Source organism: Pseudomonas sp. FSL W5-0203, from assembly GCF_001896155.1.
GTDB lineage: Bacteria > Pseudomonadota > Gammaproteobacteria > Pseudomonadales > Pseudomonadaceae > Aquipseudomonas > Aquipseudomonas paracarnis.
Window position 1 is genome coordinate 17,555 of the sequence record NZ_MPOR01000022.1, and the last position, 18,155, is coordinate 35,709.

16 protein-coding genes and 1 pseudogene are annotated in these 18,155 nt (G+C 60.4%); 5 read left to right on the forward strand and 12 right to left on the reverse strand.

Annotated elements, in window-relative coordinates; all coding sequences use genetic code 11:
* Positions 1 to 254: 254 nt before the first annotated feature.
* Genes BOP96_RS18830 through arnC form a run of 8 tightly spaced genes read right to left on the reverse strand, consistent with a single transcriptional unit; the run spans position 255 to position 9,569 of the window.
* Positions 255 to 1,877, reverse strand: a complete 1,623-nt coding sequence (locus BOP96_RS18830) for an ArnT family glycosyltransferase (RefSeq protein WP_073453664.1) — start codon at positions 1,875 to 1,877, stop codon at positions 255 to 257.
* Entirely contained in the window at positions 1,878 to 3,260 is a 1,383-nt protein-coding gene (locus BOP96_RS18835) for a UDP-glucose dehydrogenase family protein (protein ID WP_014718468.1), read from the reverse strand.
* Complete coding sequence (gene arnF, locus BOP96_RS18840; RefSeq protein WP_014718467.1) at positions 3,257 to 3,670, reverse strand: 4-amino-4-deoxy-L-arabinose-phosphoundecaprenol flippase subunit ArnF; 414 nt, start codon at positions 3,668 to 3,670, stop codon at positions 3,257 to 3,259. Before arnF ends, BOP96_RS18835 begins: the two co-directional genes overlap by 4 nt.
* Positions 3,667 to 4,014 carry a 4-amino-4-deoxy-L-arabinose-phosphoundecaprenol flippase subunit ArnE gene (arnE, locus tag BOP96_RS18845; protein WP_058409911.1) on the reverse strand — a complete coding sequence of 116 codons (348 nt, stop codon included), beginning with the start codon at positions 4,012 to 4,014 and terminating at the stop codon, positions 3,667 to 3,669. The genes arnF and arnE overlap by 4 nt, the downstream gene beginning before the upstream one ends.
* The gene (arnT, locus tag BOP96_RS18850) at positions 4,011 to 5,666 is read right to left on the reverse strand and encodes a lipid IV(A) 4-amino-4-deoxy-L-arabinosyltransferase (RefSeq protein ID WP_073453666.1); all 1,656 of its coding nucleotides are present in this window, start codon (positions 5,664 to 5,666) and stop codon (positions 4,011 to 4,013) included. Before arnT ends, arnE begins: the two co-directional genes overlap by 4 nt.
* Positions 5,663 to 6,547 (reverse strand): 4-deoxy-4-formamido-L-arabinose-phosphoundecaprenol deformylase, encoded by an 885-nt coding sequence (gene arnD, locus BOP96_RS18855; protein WP_073453668.1) that lies wholly within the window; start codon positions 6,545 to 6,547, stop codon positions 5,663 to 5,665. Before arnD ends, arnT begins: the two co-directional genes overlap by 4 nt.
* Entirely contained in the window at positions 6,547 to 8,538 is a 1,992-nt protein-coding gene (gene arnA, locus BOP96_RS18860; protein WP_014718463.1) for a bifunctional UDP-4-amino-4-deoxy-L-arabinose formyltransferase/UDP-glucuronic acid oxidase ArnA, read from the reverse strand. Before arnA ends, arnD begins: the two co-directional genes overlap by 1 nt.
* Positions 8,535 to 9,569: an undecaprenyl-phosphate 4-deoxy-4-formamido-L-arabinose transferase gene (arnC, locus tag BOP96_RS18865; RefSeq protein WP_003191219.1), complete on the reverse strand. Its 1,035-nt coding sequence runs from the start codon at positions 9,567 to 9,569 to the stop codon at positions 8,535 to 8,537. Before arnC ends, arnA begins: the two co-directional genes overlap by 4 nt.
* A gap of 411 nt (positions 9,570 to 9,980) precedes the next feature.
* Here arnC and BOP96_RS18870 point away from each other — a divergent pair, with 411 nt between their 5' ends.
* Together BOP96_RS18870 and BOP96_RS18875 are read left to right on the forward strand one after the other, a co-directional pair.
* Positions 9,981 to 10,793, forward strand: coding sequence for a M949_RS01915 family surface polysaccharide biosynthesis protein (locus tag BOP96_RS18870; protein WP_073453670.1), 813 nt, complete (start codon positions 9,981 to 9,983; stop codon positions 10,791 to 10,793).
* Between the two features lie 108 nt (positions 10,794 to 10,901).
* On the forward strand, positions 10,902 to 11,816 hold the full coding sequence (locus tag BOP96_RS18875) for a site-specific integrase (protein ID WP_014718461.1): 915 nt from the start codon (positions 10,902 to 10,904) through the stop codon (positions 11,814 to 11,816).
* Positions 11,817 to 11,912: 96 nt separating this feature from the next.
* Here BOP96_RS18875 and BOP96_RS18880 read toward each other — a convergent pair whose 3' ends face one another.
* Positions 11,913 to 13,124 carry a multidrug effflux MFS transporter gene (locus BOP96_RS18880; protein WP_020302785.1) on the reverse strand — a complete coding sequence of 404 codons (1,212 nt, stop codon included), beginning with the start codon at positions 13,122 to 13,124 and terminating at the stop codon, positions 11,913 to 11,915.
* A gap of 157 nt (positions 13,125 to 13,281) precedes the next feature.
* On the opposite strand from BOP96_RS18880, the pseudogene BOP96_RS30925 reads away from it, so the two are divergent.
* Both BOP96_RS30925 and BOP96_RS30930 read left to right on the forward strand, forming a co-directional pair.
* Positions 13,282 to 14,037 (forward strand): annotated as a pseudogene (locus BOP96_RS30925) (MCP four helix bundle domain-containing protein); the annotation flags it as partial.
* A gap of 132 nt (positions 14,038 to 14,169) precedes the next feature.
* The gene (locus BOP96_RS30930) at positions 14,170 to 14,895 is read left to right on the forward strand and encodes a methyl-accepting chemotaxis protein (RefSeq protein WP_370712708.1); all 726 of its coding nucleotides are present in this window, start codon (positions 14,170 to 14,172) and stop codon (positions 14,893 to 14,895) included.
* Between the two features lie 248 nt (positions 14,896 to 15,143).
* Here the strand turns inward: BOP96_RS30930 and BOP96_RS18890 are convergent, their stop codons facing one another.
* A complete protein-coding gene (locus BOP96_RS18890) occupies positions 15,144 to 15,335 on the reverse strand; it encodes a hypothetical protein (RefSeq protein ID WP_073453673.1) in 192 nt (63 codons plus the stop codon).
* A 20-nt stretch (positions 15,336 to 15,355) separates the two neighbouring features.
* Between BOP96_RS18890 and BOP96_RS18895 the strand changes: the two genes are divergently transcribed.
* A complete protein-coding gene (locus tag BOP96_RS18895) occupies positions 15,356 to 15,541 on the forward strand; it encodes a hypothetical protein (protein WP_044483237.1) in 186 nt (61 codons plus the stop codon).
* 468 nt (positions 15,542 to 16,009) lie between these two features.
* Here the strand turns inward: BOP96_RS18895 and BOP96_RS18900 are convergent, their stop codons facing one another.
* Both BOP96_RS18900 and BOP96_RS18905 read right to left on the reverse strand, forming a co-directional pair.
* Entirely contained in the window at positions 16,010 to 17,317 is a 1,308-nt protein-coding gene (locus tag BOP96_RS18900; RefSeq protein WP_073453675.1) for a sensor histidine kinase, read from the reverse strand.
* On the reverse strand, positions 17,314 to 18,054 hold the full coding sequence (locus tag BOP96_RS18905; protein ID WP_014718447.1) for a response regulator: 741 nt from the start codon (positions 18,052 to 18,054) through the stop codon (positions 17,314 to 17,316). Before BOP96_RS18905 ends, BOP96_RS18900 begins: the two co-directional genes overlap by 4 nt.
* Positions 18,055 to 18,155: the final 101 nt, after the last annotated feature.

Consider the following 18,155-nt stretch of genomic DNA (forward strand, 5'->3'; position numbering starts at 1 on the left):
ATCGCGCGTGGGCAGCCTACAACGTCCTTGTTGTGAAGTGCCCTGACCCAAGCGTTTCAGGGCAGTCCTGACGATCGGGTGGTAGATAGTAAGTGCACGTGGCAGCGAGTCTACAGTTGGGCTCCGAGCACCGGAAGGGAAAGTGCACCAGCCATTACGCAAACAAATGTAGGTGTTTTCTTGGTACCTATGATGAAAGTCGCCCACTCGTGGAGGGAGTGGGCGTTCTTCTTACAGTGCAGGCGGAAAAGCGCTCAAGGCGTCGAGGCTTTTGCCAAATGCAGCAACACATAGGGGGTTTTGTCGAACGCTGCGGTAAGCGTCGGCGTGATTGAACGCAGGCGCGGATCGTCCAGCGCCTGGAAATCAGCCTGGCTCATGACCAACCATGCCGGCGCCTGGACCGGTTTCAATTCGGCGGGCAATTGGGTAAACAGCGGAACCTTGTCGCAATCGAAGTTGACCATGAATTTGATGGCTTTCGCGTCTTTGCCCAGTGCGTGCAACACCAGCGGCGCCGGTTGCTGTTGAACCTGTGCCTTGACGGCGAGGCTGAAGGTGCGGGTGTCGTACACCTGACGTTCCAGGGGTTCAACCACCATGATGTAGATGGCCCAGAGGGCGAGTACGGCGGCCAAGGCGGGACCGTAGGTGCGCAGCCGCGAGCGGAACAATGCCAGCAGGGCCAGCACCTGTAGCAAGCCAAGCACGACGAAGATCAGCTCAAGGTCGGCCAGCGGTTCCGGATAGCGCCGCCGCGCCACCACCAAGCCAATGGCCAACAGCGTTGGCAACAGCGTCCAGATGCCCAGCATCAAGGCGCGCAGCCACGCAAACAGTCGCCCTTGTGTGACCGCGAAGGGATACGCGGCAATGATCGCGGCCATCGGTAACATCGGCAGGATATAGCGCGCTTTCTTGGCTTGGGGCACCGACAGCCCCAGCATCACCAACACACCGGCTGCCGCGCAGTAGAGCACCAGCTTCAATGCCGGGTCCGGCGCACGTCGACCGCCCATCAGCACCGCCAGCAGCACCAACAACGCGATTGGATAGGCCAGGGCGTAGTTGCCCAGGGAGCTGGTGAAGTAATACAGCACGCCGCCGGAGCCTTCGCTGCCATCCATGCGCCCCAGGAACTGCATGCGAATCACGTCATGCATAAAATCTTCGCCGCCGCTGAGCTTGGCCAGCAGCAGCAACAGGCCGACGCACGCCGCCAGCAGCGCCAGTGCCAGCAGGCCGAAGCTGAACAGTTGGCGCCACTGGCGGTTGATCAGGTAGTAGCTGCACAACACGCCCGTAGGGATCACCAGGCCGATCGGGCCACGGATGGCAAACCCCAGCAGCACCAGCAAAAACACCCAATGCAGGCGCTTGGCTGCGGCAAAATGATCATGGGCGTAGCCCAGGTAGAACACCGCCAACGCCACGGCGGCGAGCATCTGGTCGAGGGAGACTGCACGGGTTTCGCTGATGAACGTACTGCTGAGCAGCAGCATCGCGATACTCAGCAGGCCCCAACGTGGCGAGTAGGGCGCAGTGAGGCGATAGACCAGCACCACAATCAGCGCCGACGCGACCGCAGTGGGCAGCCACGCCGTCAGGCTGGTGACCTGGCCCAAGGGCACCGACAGCAGCCACGTCAACAGGGTCGACGTCGCCAGGTAATCGGCATACGGCTGACCATAGGTGGTGGGAAAGAAACTCGGCCCGTGACGCAGCATTTCCTGGGCAAACAGCACAAAGCGCGAATCAAAGCCGATGATCGCCTGGTGCCAGTTGCCGACGATAAACAGCACCAGCGCCAAGAGCCCAAGCCCCAGCGACTGGTGGCGGATCGTTGCGCGCTGCGCGGACGGTAAGGCGATGTTCACCTAGCAAGCGTCCTTGACCTGTTCCACCCAGTTTTGCTGGGGGATCGGCAACTCGCAGGAATCGCCGCGGCCGATGGGGAAGTATTTGAAGCCTTTGCGCGCCAGGCGCTCGCCGTCGTACAGGTTACGGCCGTCGAAGATCACCGGGGTTTTCAGGCGCTGGTGAATCAGGTCAAAGTCCGGCGCCTTGAATTGCTGCCATTCGGTGCACACGATCAACGCATCGGCGCCGCCCAAGGTGGATTCCGGGGTGCCCATCAGCATCAGGCGCGGGTCATCGCCGTAGATGCGTTGGGTTTCCTGCATGGCTTCAGGGTCAAAGGCGCGCACATTGGCGCCGGCAGCCCACAGCGCTTCCATCAGCACGCGGCTGGGGGCATCACGCATGTCATCGGTGTTGGGCTTGAAGGCCAGGCCCCACAGGGCAAACGTCTTGCCCTTGAGGTTGCCCTGGAAGAACGCGTTGATGCGCTCGAACAACTTGCTCTTCTGGCGCTGGTTGATGGCTTCCACGGCTTCGAGCAGGTCGCTGGAGCAGTTGGCCTGCTTGGCGCTGTGGATCAGGGCGCGCATGTCTTTGGGGAAGCACGAGCCGCCATAACCGCAGCCGGGGTAGATAAAGTGGTAGCCGATGCGTGAGTCGGCACCGATGCCCAGGCGCACCGACTCAATGTCGGCACCCAGGTGTTCAGCCAACTCGGCGATCTGGTTGATGAAGCTGATCTTGGTGGCCAGCATGCAGTTGGCGGCGTACTTGGTCAGTTCTGCGCTGCGCAGGTCCATGAAGATGATGCGGTCGTGGTTGCGGTTGAACGGTGCGTACAGGTCGCGCATCACGTCGCGCACCTCTTCACGCTCGCAGCCGATGATGATCCGGTCCGGGCGGCGGCAGTCGGCAACGGCGGAGCCTTCCTTGAGGAATTCCGGGTTGGAGACGATATCGAACTGCAGCTCACGGCCGGCGGCACGCAGGTTATTGAGGATGTGGTCACGCAACGTGTCGCCGGTGCCCACCGGTACGGTGGATTTCTCCACCAGGATCACCGGCGCCACGCGATGGCGGGCAACTGCATCACCCACCGACAGCACGTATTTCAAGTCGGCCGAACCGTCTTCATCCGACGGCGTGCCCACAGCAATAAACAATACTTCACCGTGCTCGACGGCGAGTTTTTCGTCGTGGGTAAAGCGCAGGCGTCCGCTTTCCAGGTTGTCCTTGACCATGGCTGCCAGGCCCGGCTCGAAGATGGTCACATGCCCCTTCTGCAGCGACTCGACTTTGTGCTTGTCAACGTCCATGCAAATGACATCGTGACCGACTTCGGCTAATACCGTGGCCTGAACCAGACCAACGTAACCACTACCAAATACACTGATTTTCATGGGGTATTCCTGGGACTTGAGGTGCTAGCACGACGAGAGTTGATAACCAGTACGCCGAGGATGACCAAGGCCACCCCCAGGGTTTTTGAAAGCGAAAAATCTTCGTTGAACACCGGCAGGCTGGCGGCCAGCAAATACACCAGCGCGTAACTGATGCTGAGCAGCGAATAGGCGCGGCCCAGGGGTAAGTGCTTCAGTGCGCCGAGCCAGCACAGCATCGACAGCGCATAGGCGATGATCGCCAGGATCACCACGCCCAGGGCGCCGAGGTCGATGCTGTTATCCGTGAAGGCAGCCAGCCATTGGGTGGGCAGCGGCAGGCGCGTCATGCTCCAGCGCATGCCCAATTGGGCGCCACTCACCAGGCCGACACTGCCCAGGGCCAGGGCGAAACCCCGCATGCGGCTCATACCTGGCGCCCCAGCAAGACCACGCCGGCAATCACCAGCCCCACACCCAGCCAATGACGGGCATCAATGGGTTCGTGAAACACAAAGCGCGCCATCAGCGTGACCAGCACAAAATTCAGGCTGAGCATGGGGTAGGCAATGCCGACTTCCAGGCGCTGCAACACCAGCAGCCACACCAGCAAGCCCACGCCTAGGCACACCAGCGCCGACCACAACCACGGCGAGCGCAGTTTCGGTGCCCAGCCGTCCGGCACGCCGCGCCAGCTCTCCACGGCGAATTTTTGCGAGACCTGGCCCATGCAGGTGAGCAGGCAGGCCGTGAGCAGTAGCAGCAGGGTGATCATGGCGCGACCTGCGGGAAAATCAGGATCACGATCTTGCCTTGCGCATAACGCTTGCCGTCAGTAGGCAGTAGCGCGAGTTCTTCCTTTTCGCCGGTGCTATTGACGCGCATCACCACGCCCACCGCACCGGTACGACGGGTTTCGGCCATCCACGTCTGGATGCGGTTACGGTCGACCAGACGCGGGGCCGTGTCCTCGTAAGCCAGGCCGTACTTGACCTCACCCGAGGTGTTGTACAGCGTGATATCCGGGCGTTTGAGGCGCCAGGACAGCGCCGACGCGGCGCCCAGGTCGTTGCTCAGCAGGGCAACGCTGGGCTGCAACTCGTCGATGTGATCAATGATGAACTGGTCCGGGGTCTTGTTGTAAACCACCGAATGGGGCAACGCCGCAGGCACCAGCAGCACCAGAAATCCACTGCCGATCAGCGGCGTGGCCCACAATGCCAAGGGGCGTGCCGCTTGCAGCAGATTGACCACGATCCAGCCGAACAAAAAGATGAACACCAGCACCAGGCTGACGGTTTCCTCACCCGGTTCGTAGACCGGATTCTTCAACTGGAACCAGCTGAGGGCCAGCAACACCAGCACACCCATCACCAGGTTCAACCAGCCATTGATGCGCAGCACACGGCCGCGGCCTTGAGCCAGTTTGTCGCTCAGGGCCGAGCCCATCAGCAAGGCCAGGGGGAGCATGCACGGCATGATGTAGGAGGGCAGCTTGCCTTTGGCCAGGCTGAAAAAGACCAGGGGCATCAACAGCCACAGTAGCAGGAACGCGGTTTTCGGCACGCGCCGCTGCAGCCAGGCCTGCTTGAGCGCGGACGGCAACAGCGCGACCCACGGCAGCGCGAACCCTACCAGCAGCGGCAGGTAATACCAGAAGGGTTCGGCGTGCTGGGCGTCTTCACCGGCAAAGCGTTGGATGTGCTCGTGCCAGAAAAAGAAATGCCAGTAGTCCGGCTCTTGCAGGTGCACAGCCAACGCCCACGGCACGCTGACAGCAATCGCCACCACCACGGCAACAGGGCCAAATTTGCACAACTCGACAAAACGTTTTTGCCAGACGGCGTAGGGCAGGGCGACCAGCACCGGCAGCAACCAGGCCAGGAAGCCCTTGGTCATGAAGCCCATGCCGCACGCCAGGCCCAGCAAGGCCCATGACCACAAGCGCGCGCGCCGCGTGGTGCTGTCGAAACAGAACCACAAGGCCACGCCCGTCAGGTTGACCCAGAAGGTGAACTGCGGGTCCAGGTTGGCATAGCCGCCCAGCGCGGCCACGCTGACGAAGCTCATGTAGAGCAACGTGCTGACCAGGCTTTTTTGCGGATCATTCCACAACCGACGAGAGACCAGGTACACCAGCAAAATGCTCAAACCGGTGCTCAACGCCGAGGCAAACCGCACGCCGAACAGGTTCTGTCCGAAGATCGCCTGGCCCAGCGCGATCATCCAATAGCCTGCGGCGGGCTTTTCGAAGTAGCGAATGCCCATGAAGTGCGGCGCGGCCCACTTGCCGGTCAGCAGCATCTCCTGGCTGATTTGCGCATAGCGGGTCTCATCGGGAATCCACAGGCCATGGGTGGCCAACGGCAGCAGGTAGAACACGGCGAACGCCAGCAGGAGCAGGGGCAAAGCCCAGCGGCGGATCATGCCTGCTGCACTCCCAGCCAACCCTCGCGGCCGCTCAAGGCGCCGCGCACCAGCTGTTGCTGGGGCAGGGTGGTCACATCCGCGGGCAACAGCTCGCCCAAGGGTTTGAACTCGATGCCGCGCTGCCCGGCCTGGGCGAGCAACTGGCGAAAATCATTGGCCATCAGAATCCCTTCTACTTCCGCGTGGATCGTGTAGACGTTCAGCTTTGACGCGTTGAACCGATCAAGAATGAAGCGGTTGAAATCGTTGGCAGCCACCACCGGCCCGACGACTTCGTCGAAGGTCGGCAGGTCTACCGGAATTTGTGGGGTACCCGCGCTGCCATCGGCCAAGGTTGGTCGAAACAGGCTGGTGCCCCGGCAATCGCTGTTGTAGCGAAAGTTGAAGCCTTGCTTGGCTTGCACCACGCGCTCATCGGCGCGCCAACCGGCGGCCGCTGAACAGTCGATGCGCTCGCCGAGGATGTCGCTCAAGGTGTCTACGCCGCGTCGAATCTGCTCGACCAGCTGTGCCTCGCTCCAACGCCCGGTGTTGGCCTGCCAGCCGTGGTGGTCCCAGGCGTGCAGGCCGACTTCATGCCCGGCGGCCTTGGCCTGGCGCATCAAATGCCCCAGGTCGCGGCCAATCGGTTTGCCTGGCCAGGCGGTGCCGGCCAGCAAGATGTCCCAGCCATACAGGCCGGCCGCGTTGGAGCGCAGCATCTTCCACAGGAACTGCGGGCGGATCAGGCGCCACAAGTGACGCCCCATGTTGTCCGGCCCGACACTGAAGAAGAACGTCGCCTTGACCCCGGCTTCGGCCAGGGAGTCGAGCAACCGCGGCACACCTTCACGGGTGCCGCGGTAGGTGTCGACGTCGATGCGAAGACCTGCCTGCATTACTTTTTATCCGCAATTTCAAGCATGGCTTCACGCAAGAAGAAATCGAGCGTGTTGCCGATGGTTTCGCTCATCTCTACGCTCGGCTCCCAGTTCAGCAGGCGCTTGGCGTTGTCGATGCTCGGCTTGCGGTGCGCCACGTCCTGGTAGCCTGTGCCGTAGAACGCCTTGCTCTCGACGTCGCGGAAACCGGCGAACGGCGGGAAGTTGTGGCGCAGTGGGTGAGCCTCGAACTGACGCAGCAGCTCTTCGCCCAACTGGCGAATGCTGGCTTCGTTTTCGGGGTTGCCGATGTTGATGATCTGGCCGTCGCAGACGCCATTGTCGTTATCAATGATGCGTGCCAGGGCTTCGATGCCGTCGGCAATGTCGGTGAAGCAACGCTTCTGCTCACCACCGTCGAACAGACGGATCGGCGTGCCTTCCACCAGGTTCAGGATCAGTTGGGTAATGGCGCGGGAGCTGCCGATACGCGCCGAGTCCAGGCGGTCCAGGCGCGGGCCCATCCAGTTGAATGGCCGGAACAGGGTGAACTTCAGGCCCTTGTCGCCGTAGGCCCAGATCACGCGGTCCAGCAGTTGCTTGGAGACGGAGTAGATCCAGCGTTGCTTGTTGACCGGGCCCACCACCAGGTTGGAGGTGTCTTCGTCGAAATACTGGTCTTGGCACATGCCATAAACTTCGGAGGTCGACGGGAAAATCACGCGCTTGTTGTACTTGACGCAGTAGCGCACCAGCTTGAGGTTTTCTTCGAAGTCCAGTTCGAACACACGCAGCGGGTTACGGGTGTATTCGATCGGCGTGGCGATGGCCACCAGCGGCAGCACCACATCGCACTTCTTGATGTGGTACTCGATCCATTCGGTGTGGATGCTGATGTCGCCTTCCACGTAATGGAAGTTGGGGTGGCTGCGCAGGCGCTCGATGGCGTCGGAGCCGATGTCCAGGCCATAGACTTCGTAGCGGTCGTCACGCAGCAGGCGCTCGGACAAGTGGTTACCGATAAAACCGTTCACGCCCAGGATCAGCACACGGGTACGGCGCGGCTTGCGACCCGACTCGGCGCCGCGTAGCACGGAGCCATCCACCAGGCCCAGTTCATCGGCCAGGGACGGGCCGGCCAGGTACAGGCCGTTTTCGTTGCGCTGGCCGAACTTGACCACCAGGGAATCTTCACCGCAGGCAATGCGCAGCGGGTTGACGCTGATTACACGGCCAGGCGCCAGACCTTCGTTGCCCTTGACCACGTCGGCTTGCCACACGATCAACTTGTGCTCGCCCACGGCGCAGAAGGCGCCCGGGTACGGCTGGGTCACTGCACGTACCAGGTTGAACAGTTGCTCGGCGGGCTTTTTCCAGTCCAGCTTGCCATCGGCGGCGGTGCGACGACCGAAGTAGGTGGCTTTGCTCTCGTCCTGGGCGGTTTCGCTCAGCTTGCCCTGGGCCAGCTGTGGCAGGGCATCACGCAGCAGCGCCGTGGCCGCATCACGCAGCTTGGCGTGCAGGCTCAGGCCGGTATCGCTGCGCTCGATGGTGACTTTCTGCTGGGCCAGGATGGCGCCGGCATCGGCACGCTTGACCATGCGATGCAGGGTCACGCCGGTTTCGGTTTCGCCGTTGACCAGCACCCAGTTGGCCGGGGCGCGGCCACGGTATTTAGGCAGCAACGAGCCGTGCAGGTTGAACGCGCCTTTGCGGGCGGTGGCCAACAGCGGCTCGCTCAGCAGGTTGCGGTAGTAGAACGAGAAGATGTACTCCGGGTTCAGCTTGGCGATGCGTTCGATCCACAGCGGGTGGTTGGCGTCTTCCGGTGCATGCACCGGGATGCCATTGCGGGCGCAGAGTTGGGCGACGGAACCGTAGAAGTTGTTTTCCTTGGGGTCATCGGCATGGGTGAACACGGCGGCAATGTCGTAACCGGCGCTGAGCAGCGCTTCAATGCCTGCGCAACCAATATCGTGGTAGGCGAATACAACAGCTTTTGAACTCATGACTGGACCTGATCCGAAGAAGAAGTAGACGTATGGGAAGACACCAGGCCGTCGACCACGACGACTGGAGCCGGTGCTGCCGGTTGGTTGCGCAGCACTTTTTCAATAAAGAAGCGTGGGCGGGCGCGGACATCGCTGTACATGCGGCCCAGGTATTCGCCCAAAAGGCCCATGCCGATGAACTGGCCACCGGTGAACACGAACAACACCGCAAACAGCACGAACAGGCCATCACCGGCCCAGTCGGCGCCGAAGGCCAGGCGCATGACGATCAGGGCAAAGGCAAACAGCACGCCCAGCGCCGCGAGGCTGAAGCCGACGATGGACAGCAGGCGCAAGGGCGTGGTGGTCATGCAGGTCAGCAGGTCGAACATCAGGCTGATCAGGCGCATGGCGCTGTATTTGGATTCGCCGTGCTCACGTTCGGCGTGGTGCACCAGGATTTCCGTGGTGTGGCGGGCAAAGCCGTTGGCCAGGATAGGAATGAACGTGCTGCGCTCACGGCAGGCGAGCATGGCGTCGACGATGGTGCGGCGGTAGGCGCGCAACATGCAGCCGTAGTCGGTCATGGCCACGCCGGTAGAGCGCTGCACGGCAAGGTTGATCAAGCGCGAGGGCCAGCGGCGGAAGGCCGAGTCCTGGCGGTTATTACGCACGGTGGCGACCACGTCGTAGCCCAGGGCGGCTTGCTCGACCAGGCGCGGGATTTCTTCCGGCGGGTTCTGCAGGTCGGCGTCAAGGGTGATCACCACTTCGCCACGGCACTGTTCAAAGCCGGCCATGATCGCCGCGTGCTGGCCGTAGTTGCGGTTAAGGATCACCGCCACCACATTGCTGCCGTCTTCGGCGGCGGCGTCTTCGAGCAGTTGGGCCGAATTGTCGCGGCTACCGTCATCCACCAGGATGATTTCGTATTCGTAAGCCAATTGCTTGCAGGCTGCCGTGGTGCGGCGCAGCAACTCAGGCAGGCTTTCTTGTTCGTTGTAGACCGGGATAACGATCGACACGCAATGAATAGGGTAGGGTTTCAAAGATTCATGACCTCGGGCTAAAGCGACTTCAAGCGTGAAAACAGCAGCGTTCATTGGGCAAAACTACAGCCCGCAGGATACAAAACGGGGCTAAAGATGATGCGTTTTCAATAGGTTAGTCGATAATCCACGGATTGCTCTCAAGTGTTGCCTACAAGGTTAAGCGCAAAAATGTGCAACGAATATGAAAGGCGGATGAAAAACTCGTTTATTTGACAGGCAGACAGCTAGGGTTCAGCTAAGTAATCAAGGCGTTACATGTAGGCCTCACAGGGCGATATCGGAGCTTCGTGCAAGACGCTTGGTTCAATCTGAGCGAGGCGATCAGCCCAATGTTTGCCCTTCAACAATCTTCTCTGCATTGGCGCTCAAGTGCCGGTAAAGTAAGCCCTCTCTTGCCAGGGTACTCGGATGAATAGCGTGCAGCTTTTACGCGGCCAGTTGCGGCCAGCGCTGATGGGATTGTTGATGACGGTGGCCTGTGTCACCAGCGTGCGGGCTGATCAGGGCGTCGCGCTGACCCCACTGGACCAGGTGCCGGACGGGGTGGAAGTGCGCGGCAAGCAGGTCGCCGCCTATACCTGGGATGACCGCCAAGGCAAAAACCTGCTGGTACTCGCCGAGCAAGTCGGTGAGCGCGATGACGATGGTACCCAGTCCGCCTTTGTCTACGCGGCGCAATACATGCTGGGAGGCGAGCGCCCCAAGCGCGTGTGGATGCTGTACGACGATGTACAGCACTGCGAATTCGACGCCGGGCTGCGCTTTGACCGGGCTGCCACCAAGGTCACCGACCTGCTGGGCGACGGCAATACCCAGGCCACGGTCGGTTATTCGCGGGCCTGCACCAGTGATGTCAGCCCCAACGAATTCAAGCTGATCATGCATGCCGGAAAGTCCGAGAAGTATCGTCTGCGCGGCCTCGACCGCGTGGGCGCAAGTTGGTGGGATGAGGACGCTGGCGCCTTGCGCGGCATGCCACTGCCCACTGACTGCAGCGTCCTGGCGCAGCAAGCGTTGGTCAGCCAATACAAGGAGCAGGGCACCGAACTGCCCCTGCCAGGCTGCTATGGCGACGAGAAGGACTTTGCCAAGGCGCCGGACAGTTACCTCGCTTTTATGCGCCAGCAGTGGTTCGCGCTGATGCAGCAACAGGACGCCGACTGGAGCCAGTCCCAGGCCCAACCCCAGGCAGCCAGTGAGGACGACGATACAGCCCCGTGATTTTGTGCCAGGGCCGCTCCTGGGTTAGACTCGGCCTTCGCCAACCCACTAAATACATCGACTAATCAAATAGTTGGTCGATGTATTTAATCCAAAGGCTGATCTACCTTGACCGAGTCCATTCGCAACCCGCTGACCCTTTACCTCACCCGTCTGGCGCCTTCCAGCCAGTTAACCATGCGCTACGTGCTGCAGGATGCCGCCGACCGCCTGGGTTTCGAAGATCTCAACCTCGAAGAGATTGACTGGCACCTGCTGCAGCCCGAACACGTCATCGCACTGGTGGCTGCCTTGCGCGAGGACGGCTTAGCGCCGAACACTTCGTCGCTGTATGTGAATGCGGTGCGCGGGGTCATGAATGAAGCGTGGCGCATGAGCTTGATCAGCCAGGACCACCTGTTGAAGATGCGCTCGGTCAAGGCCACACCCGGTACGCGCCTGAGCCAGGGCCGCAATCTGCGCCGCACCTTGATCCGCGAGATGCTCGACGTCTGCGCCGCCGACCCCCGGCCTCAGGGCCTGCGGGATGCCGCAGTGATCGGTCTGTTATATGGCTCGGGCATGCGCAAGTCGGAGTCGGTGAACCTGGACCTGGCACAGATCAACTTTGACGAGCGCAGCTTGCGCGTGATCGGCAAGGGCAACAAAGAGCTGGTCAAGTACGCGCCGGACTGGGCGTTTGCCAAGCTGCAGGCCTGGCTGGCGTTCCGCCGCGAGCACCTCAAGGAAGGCGAGCAGGACGACAGCTTCTTGTTCAACCGTATCCGGCGAGGCAGCCATATCACCCGGGAACGCATCACCAAGCATGCGATTTACTACATCGCGCGCCAGCGCGGCGATCAAGTGGGGGTCAAGATCATGCCCCATGATTTCCGTCGTTCGTTTATCACGCGGGTGATCGAGGAGCATGATTTGTCGATTGCGCAGAAACTGGCGCATCACACCAATATCCAGACCACCGCCAGCTATGACGTGCGTGACGACAATGAGCGGCGGCGGGCGGTGGATCGATTTGATTTGTAGGCTTGTGGATACACCACGATTCAAATGTGGGAGCTGGCTTGCCTGCGAAGAGGGCCTCACAGGCAACCAGAATGTTGAATCTGCCTGCTCCTCTGCTCAGGAGGAAGGCGGGACGCTTGAAACCAGGTGAGCCGGCAAGCGCCGCAACGTCCACAAGGTGGTCAGCATCGCGGCAAGCGCACACAGCGCAATGCCGATCAACATCGGCGCCGGTGTATGGTCGGCAAAGATCCCCACCAAGGTCATCGCCACAGCCGCCGTGACCATCTGGATCGCGCCCAGCAGTGCAGACGCAGAACCCGCCACCGCACCATGATCCTCCAGCGACAGTACCCCGGCCGCCGGCAATAGCAGGCCAAGAAAGCCAAAACCGATAAACAACAGCCCCATCATCAAGCCCAGGCTGTCACCCCACAGTGTAGTAGCCGCCAGCAAGCTCATGACCGCCGCCACGCCCACCACCGACCAGCGAATCAGCGGCGCCAGGCCAAAGCGGGCGCTGAGGCGGGCGGTCAATTGGCTCATGGCAAAAAACGAAGCCGCGTTGAGCGCAAAGCACAGGCTGAACTGGGTCGGTGTCAGGCCAAAAAATTCGATGTACACGAAGGGCGCGCTGCCGATGAATACGAAAAAGGTGGCCAGGCCAAACCCGCACACCACCGACAAACCCGTAAAGACCGGGTCGCGGAGGAGGGCGCCATAACTGCCGAACGCCTGGCCCAATGTCTTGCCCAGGCGGCGCTCGGCCGGGTGGGTTTCTGGCAGTTGTACGGCGGTCATCACCAGACACAGCACGGCCACCACCCCCAACACGGCAAACACTTCGCGCCAGCTCCAGATCGAAATCACCAGGCTACCGGCCAGCGGCGCGAGGATCGGCGAAACACTCATCACCAGCATCAACAAAGCCATCAGACGCGCCGCTTCATGACCGGTATACAGGTCACGGACAATCGCCCGTGGGATCACCATGCCCGCACAAGCACCGAACGCCTGCACCGCACGAAAACCAATCAACACTTCGATGGTCGGTGCCAGCGCGCAGCCGACGCTGCCAATGGCAAAGATCACCAAACCCGCATAAATCGGTGGTTTACGCCCGAACACGTCGCTGAGGGGGCCGTAGAACAACTGGCACACGCCGATAATCATGAAGAACACCGTCAAACTCATCTGCACGGCCGCCGGCGAGGCCTGGAGGCTGGCGCCCAGGGTCGGCAGCGCCGGCAGATAGATGTCGATAGCAAACGGGCCCACGGCGGTGATCAAGCCCAGCAACAGGGCGAGACGGGCGATACGTTGAGGCATTTGGCAGATCCAGGTAGAGCAACGGACGGTCAGCTTAAGGGAACCGCGCAGATCCGCAAACTTAGGCTTCACTAACAAGCAACAGCTGCCGATACAGCTAGCAGCGACATTGAAACGGTTGGGTTCCCAACCGGCGGTCCTGGCACGGGGTACCACTATGACGATCAAATTACGCTTGGTGCTGTTGATTGCGACCGGGTTGCTCACCGCTTTGATCATGAGCCTGGCTGGCTACCTGGGCAATACGCGGATGGCCGATGCGGTACAGGACAACGACGTCAGCATGACGGTACTGCGTAACCACATGGAAGCCGACATGATGCACGACGCCCTGCGTGCGGATGTACTGTCAGCCATGTTGGTCGGGCTGGGCAAAAGCACCAGTACGGCGGCCGAGGTCAACAGCTCGATCAAGGAGCATGCCGAGCACTTTCGCGAGGTGCTGGCGGACAATCTCAAGCTGCCGTTGGACGCCTCGATCAAGGCCAGCCTGGAAAAAATCAAACCCAGCCTGGACACCTACATCAGTGCCGGCGAGCGCATCGTCGCGCTGGCCCTGGAGAATCCAGAGGCCGCACGAGGGGAACTGCAGACCTTCAATGCCGCGTTCAGCCAGTTGGAAGAACAAATGGCGGCGTTGAGCGAACTGATCGAAAACAATACCCAACTCACCAGCACCGGTACCCGGCAAACCATCAGTAACGCTAACTGGACCTTGATTATTGTATTGGGGGCGAGCCTGCTGTTGCTGCTGGCACAAGGACGTTGGGTGACCCTGAGCATCATGGGGCCGTTGCGCACCGCCAGCCGTATTGCCCAGAGCATTGCCCATGGCAACCTGAGCGAGCCGATTGCCGAACCCAAGAACCAGGACGAAGCCAGTGCACTGATTCGCAGCCTGGCGACGATGCAGCGGGATTTGCGCGGCATGATCGAAGTGGTTCGCAGCAACGCCCATGGCGTCAATGGCATGAGCGAGCGCCTCAGCCAGGGTTGCCATGAAGTGGCAGGCAGCAGCCAGCAACAAAGCGTCGCCGCCAGCACCATGGCCGCCGCCGCGAGCGAAATGACAGCCAGCATCGAAGAAATCACCCGTCACGCCCAACGTGCCCTGGACATGGCCAGCCAGGCTGAAACCCTGGCCAAGGACGGCGGCCGGGTTATCCACCAGGTGGTCAGCGACATGGATGGCATCGCCCGTTCTGCCCAACAGTCAGCCCAAGTGATCCGCACGCTGGACAAGGAGTCCGAGGCGATCTACAGCATTATCCAGGTGATCAAGGGGATTGCCGACCAGACCAACCTGCTGGCCCTGAACGCCGCCATCGAAGCCGCCCGCGCCGGTGAACAAGGGCGCGGCTTTGCGGTCGTGGCCGACGAAGTGCGCAGCCTGGCCGGACGCACCAGCGCCTCCACCCAGGAAATAGCCAGCATGGTCGGGAGTATCCAGCAGAACACCCGTGAAGCGGTGATCAGCATGGAGGAGGGCGTTGCCCAAGTGGACAAGGGCATGGCGGTGACTGCCGAGGTGGAGCGCGCCATTCGCGAGATCCTCCAGGCTACGCTGAGTACCACTGAATTGGTCAACGATATTTCACGCACGATTAGTGAGCAGAGCCTGGCCAGTAATGAGATCGCTCATCAGGTGGAGAGAATTGCGGGGATGTCGGAAAGTAACAGTCGGGTGATTGGCGAGACGGCGTCGACGACGGATGAATTGTCGAGTTTGGCGGGGAAGCTTTCGCAGTCGGTGGATCGGTTTAGGCTTTGATCTGGGGTAACAGCTTATAACTCAACTAAATAGTCATTTAGTTTAGTTATGCATAAAGGATATTAAAAAGGAGAAGGGTAGCTCAGCAGATGAACTCGGGGTAGCTCATCCTTGCTCGTTATCTTCCAAATTTGAACGCTATCTCTCAAGGATTAGAAATTAGCGCCCAGTGAAATCACGTGTAGTCGGTAACAAGTCACGTCGTTTATGGGCTGCAACCATCAATCGCGTGGATGGCTGAATTGGTCCTACGCACGAACTGGCGTCAGGATTATGGTGCCGTTAGGTTTCACTTCCAGGTCGAGTTTGTCGCCGCTGGCTAACTTGATGGCCGACAGGAGATCGTCAGTCAGCGGTATGATTAAATCGCCACTGTCATCAGCCGCATCCTGGCATTTTACTTTCCAGCTCGTATTTTTAGCCTTGGGTTTCGGGTTCATTATTTTCTCCAGGTGATCAGATGACAGAGCCAATTTATGATTATGACCCAGCAGACTCGCTGGTTGATTCAGAGGCCGTAGCTGTATTTTTGGCTGATGCACACGACACCGGTGATGCGGCTTTCATTGCCGAGGCTATGGCCGTTGTTGCACGCGCCAAGATTCGTATCGAGGCAGATGGCCAAGCCCAGGATTCATCGTTCTGAACCTGTGTTGCTAGTAGCAACACCTGAGCGCTGATCACCAGGTGAAATATAGCCTCCAGAGCCCCCCAGCTCCGTATAGGACGGTTCGCATAATGTATATTATGTTAAATGAAGTGTTATGCCTTATAGGTTCATGAGCTACGTAAGTCACTGATTCGACGAATTCGTTTTTACGCCTACTCTCTCAACGGGCCATGTCCATAATGCCGTTTCTCTTCAGGTCAACGACTACCGCTGTTCGTGCAAACTGGTGACGCGGCGCCGTTGCCCAGGCTCGTCCCGTTCATGTACGTCCACTCAGACTCAGGAACCGCGCTTTCAATGATGCCTGGCGGCGAGTACCTTGAAGCCCTCGATGTCGACTCGGTTTGACGCGGGCGCTGGCGAAAGCGCTTGATGAAACTCGCGTTGATCAACTCTTCCACATCCAGATTCAAAGCACAGTTGACTAGCGCCGCTTCGCGCCTCCTACGATAAGCGCGTCGGTAATCTCAGTTCAGCGCACAGTCCGCCGCCTTCGCGATTTCTCAAGGTCAGGGTGCCGCCGAGGGCTTGTGCCAGTTGCTGGGCGATAGCCAGGCCCAGGCCCGTGCCGCCGGTGCTGCGGTTGCGCGAATTTTCCACGCGGTAAAATGGCTCAATCACACGGGCCAGCTCCTCTTCGGCAATGCCGGGACCACGATCCATCACGGTCACCGAGAGGCTGTCGCCCTCCTCCGGCTCGACCCGCAGCTGCGCGGCACCGGCGAATTTGAGCGCGTTATCCGTGAGGTTTACCAGCACTCGGCGCAGCGCGTGGGGCCGAGTGTGAATCACTGCGTTGCTTTTGCCGCTGAGCTGCACGTCCTTGCCCATGTCCTGGTAGTCGAACACGAGGCTGTCGAGGAATGAATCAAGATCGGTACGGCGGCTTTCCTCGGTGGCGCCATGCACGCTGCGGGCATAGGCAACGCCTTCACGCACCAGATGTTCCATCTCGCCGAGGTCATTCCACAATTTGTCTTTGTCACCGCAGTCGTCCATCAATTCGGCACGCAGCTTCATGCGCGTGATTGGGGTTTGCAGGTCGTGGGAAATCGCCGCCAGCAGTTGCATGCGTTCTCTCAGATAGGCCGCGATGCGCGCCTGCATGGCATTGAAGGCGATGGCAGCGTGTGCGACTTCGGTCGGGCCTTGTTCATCCAGATGCACCGGGTGAGTGTTGGGATCGAGGTTTTCCACGGCCTGGGCCAGGCGGGTCAGCGGGCTTATGGCAATGCGAACGGCCAGCCACGTGCATAGAATCATCAAGGCCAACTGGCCCAGCAAAACCACGGGCAGCCACGGCGACAACGGCACCATCGAGGGGCGCACGTCGATGGTCACCGGGCTGCCGTCGGCCAGTTTCAGATGGACCTGGAAATGTTTGATAGGCCCGGGAATGTCTGTCACGGTCATCGGGTAATCCTTACCGATGGCCTCCTTGATCGAGGTCACTGCAATCGGCGTGTCACGCAGAGCGACGCCTGGCGAGCCTTCGTCGAGCAAATAGCGGTAATTGCGTCGATCCAGTTGTTTCAACCAACTCATGCGTTCCTCGGCGGGCAAGCGGTCAAGGATGGCAATGGACGTCGATACATCGGTTTCCAGGTTACCGAGCATGGTGTTTTTCGCGGTTTCGTAACGCTCGTAATACTGCACGCCGAAGGACAAGGCCTGCGCCAGGGTCAGCCCTACCAGAAAGATCAGCGACAGCCGCGAGATGAGGGTACGAGGCCAATGCAGCGAAGGCTTCATGCCGGTGCTCCAAGCACTTGCACCGGCAGCGAGAAGACATACCCCTCGCTGCGTACGGTTTTGATGTAAGCCGGCTCGCGCGCATCGTCAAGCAGGCGTTGGCGCAGGCGGCTGACCAGCAGATCAATGGAACGGTCGAACAGGTCGGCGTCACGGCCCTGGGTCAGGTTGAGCAACTGGTCGCGATTGAGTACCCGTTGCGGATGGTCGAGGAACACCCGCAGCAGGCGATATTCAGCGCCGCTGAGGGCGACCATGGTGCCGTCTTCATCAAGCAGATGGCGGGCGGAGGTGTCCAGGCGCCAGCGCCCGAACCCCAGCCACCTTCCGGTTTCGGTAACGACCAGGTTGGGCGGCAGCATGCGCGTACGGCGCAGCACAGCGTTGATGCGTGCCAGCAATTCACGGGCGGCGAACGGCTTGACCAGGTAATCGTCGGCGCCCATTTCCAAGCCGATGATGCGATCGGTTTCGTCGTTGCGGGCGGTCAGCATCAGCACCGGCGTGGCCTTGTGTTTGCCGGCGCGAATGTCGCGGCAGAGCACCAGGCCATCGTCGCCGGGCATCATGATGTCCAGCACGATCAGGTCTACCGGCGTGGCCTCGAGAAACGAGCGCATCTGGCGGCCATCGGCAACCACGGTGGTGCGCAGGCCGTTCTTCTTCAGGTAGTTGCCTACCATCTCTCGAATCTCACGGTCATCGTCCACGATGAGGATGTGATCAACGTGTTCCATGGGCCAAGCCTCTGTCAATGGGAATTGCGGCTCAGTCTATAGAGGCTGAGCCCGTTCGCCCGCGGCGGTTTGTATTGCAGTGTATCTGCTGTGGCGAAGGA

Coding starts and splice junctions, on each gene's coding strand:
- BOP96_RS18835 (WP_014718468.1), bottom strand. CDS start 3,260: ATGAAAATCAGTGTATTTGGTAGTGGTTACGTTGGTCTGGTTCAGGCC.
- arnF (WP_014718467.1), bottom strand. CDS start 3,670: ATGAGCCGCATGCGGGGTTTCGCCCTGGCCCTGGGCAGTGTCGGCCTG.
- arnE (WP_058409911.1), bottom strand. CDS start 4,014: ATGATCACCCTGCTGCTACTGCTCACGGCCTGCCTGCTCACCTGCATG.
- arnT (WP_073453666.1), bottom strand. CDS start 5,666: ATGATCCGCCGCTGGGCTTTGCCCCTGCTCCTGCTGGCGTTCGCCGTG.
- arnD (WP_073453668.1), bottom strand. CDS start 6,547: ATGCAGGCAGGTCTTCGCATCGACGTCGACACCTACCGCGGCACCCGT.
- arnA (WP_014718463.1), bottom strand. CDS start 8,538: ATGAGTTCAAAAGCTGTTGTATTCGCCTACCACGATATTGGTTGCGCA.
- BOP96_RS18870 (WP_073453670.1), top strand. CDS start 9,981: ATGAATAGCGTGCAGCTTTTACGCGGCCAGTTGCGGCCAGCGCTGATG.
- BOP96_RS18880 (WP_020302785.1), bottom strand. CDS start 13,124: ATGCCTCAACGTATCGCCCGTCTCGCCCTGTTGCTGGGCTTGATCACC.
- BOP96_RS30930 (WP_370712708.1), top strand. CDS start 14,170: ATGGCCGCCGCCGCGAGCGAAATGACAGCCAGCATCGAAGAAATCACC.
- BOP96_RS18890 (WP_073453673.1), bottom strand. CDS start 15,335: ATGAACCCGAAACCCAAGGCTAAAAATACGAGCTGGAAAGTAAAATGC.
- BOP96_RS18895 (WP_044483237.1), top strand. CDS start 15,356: ATGACAGAGCCAATTTATGATTATGACCCAGCAGACTCGCTGGTTGAT.
- BOP96_RS18900 (WP_073453675.1), bottom strand. CDS start 17,317: ATGAAGCCTTCGCTGCATTGGCCTCGTACCCTCATCTCGCGGCTGTCG.
- BOP96_RS18905 (WP_014718447.1), bottom strand. CDS start 18,054: ATGGAACACGTTGATCACATCCTCATCGTGGACGATGACCGTGAGATT.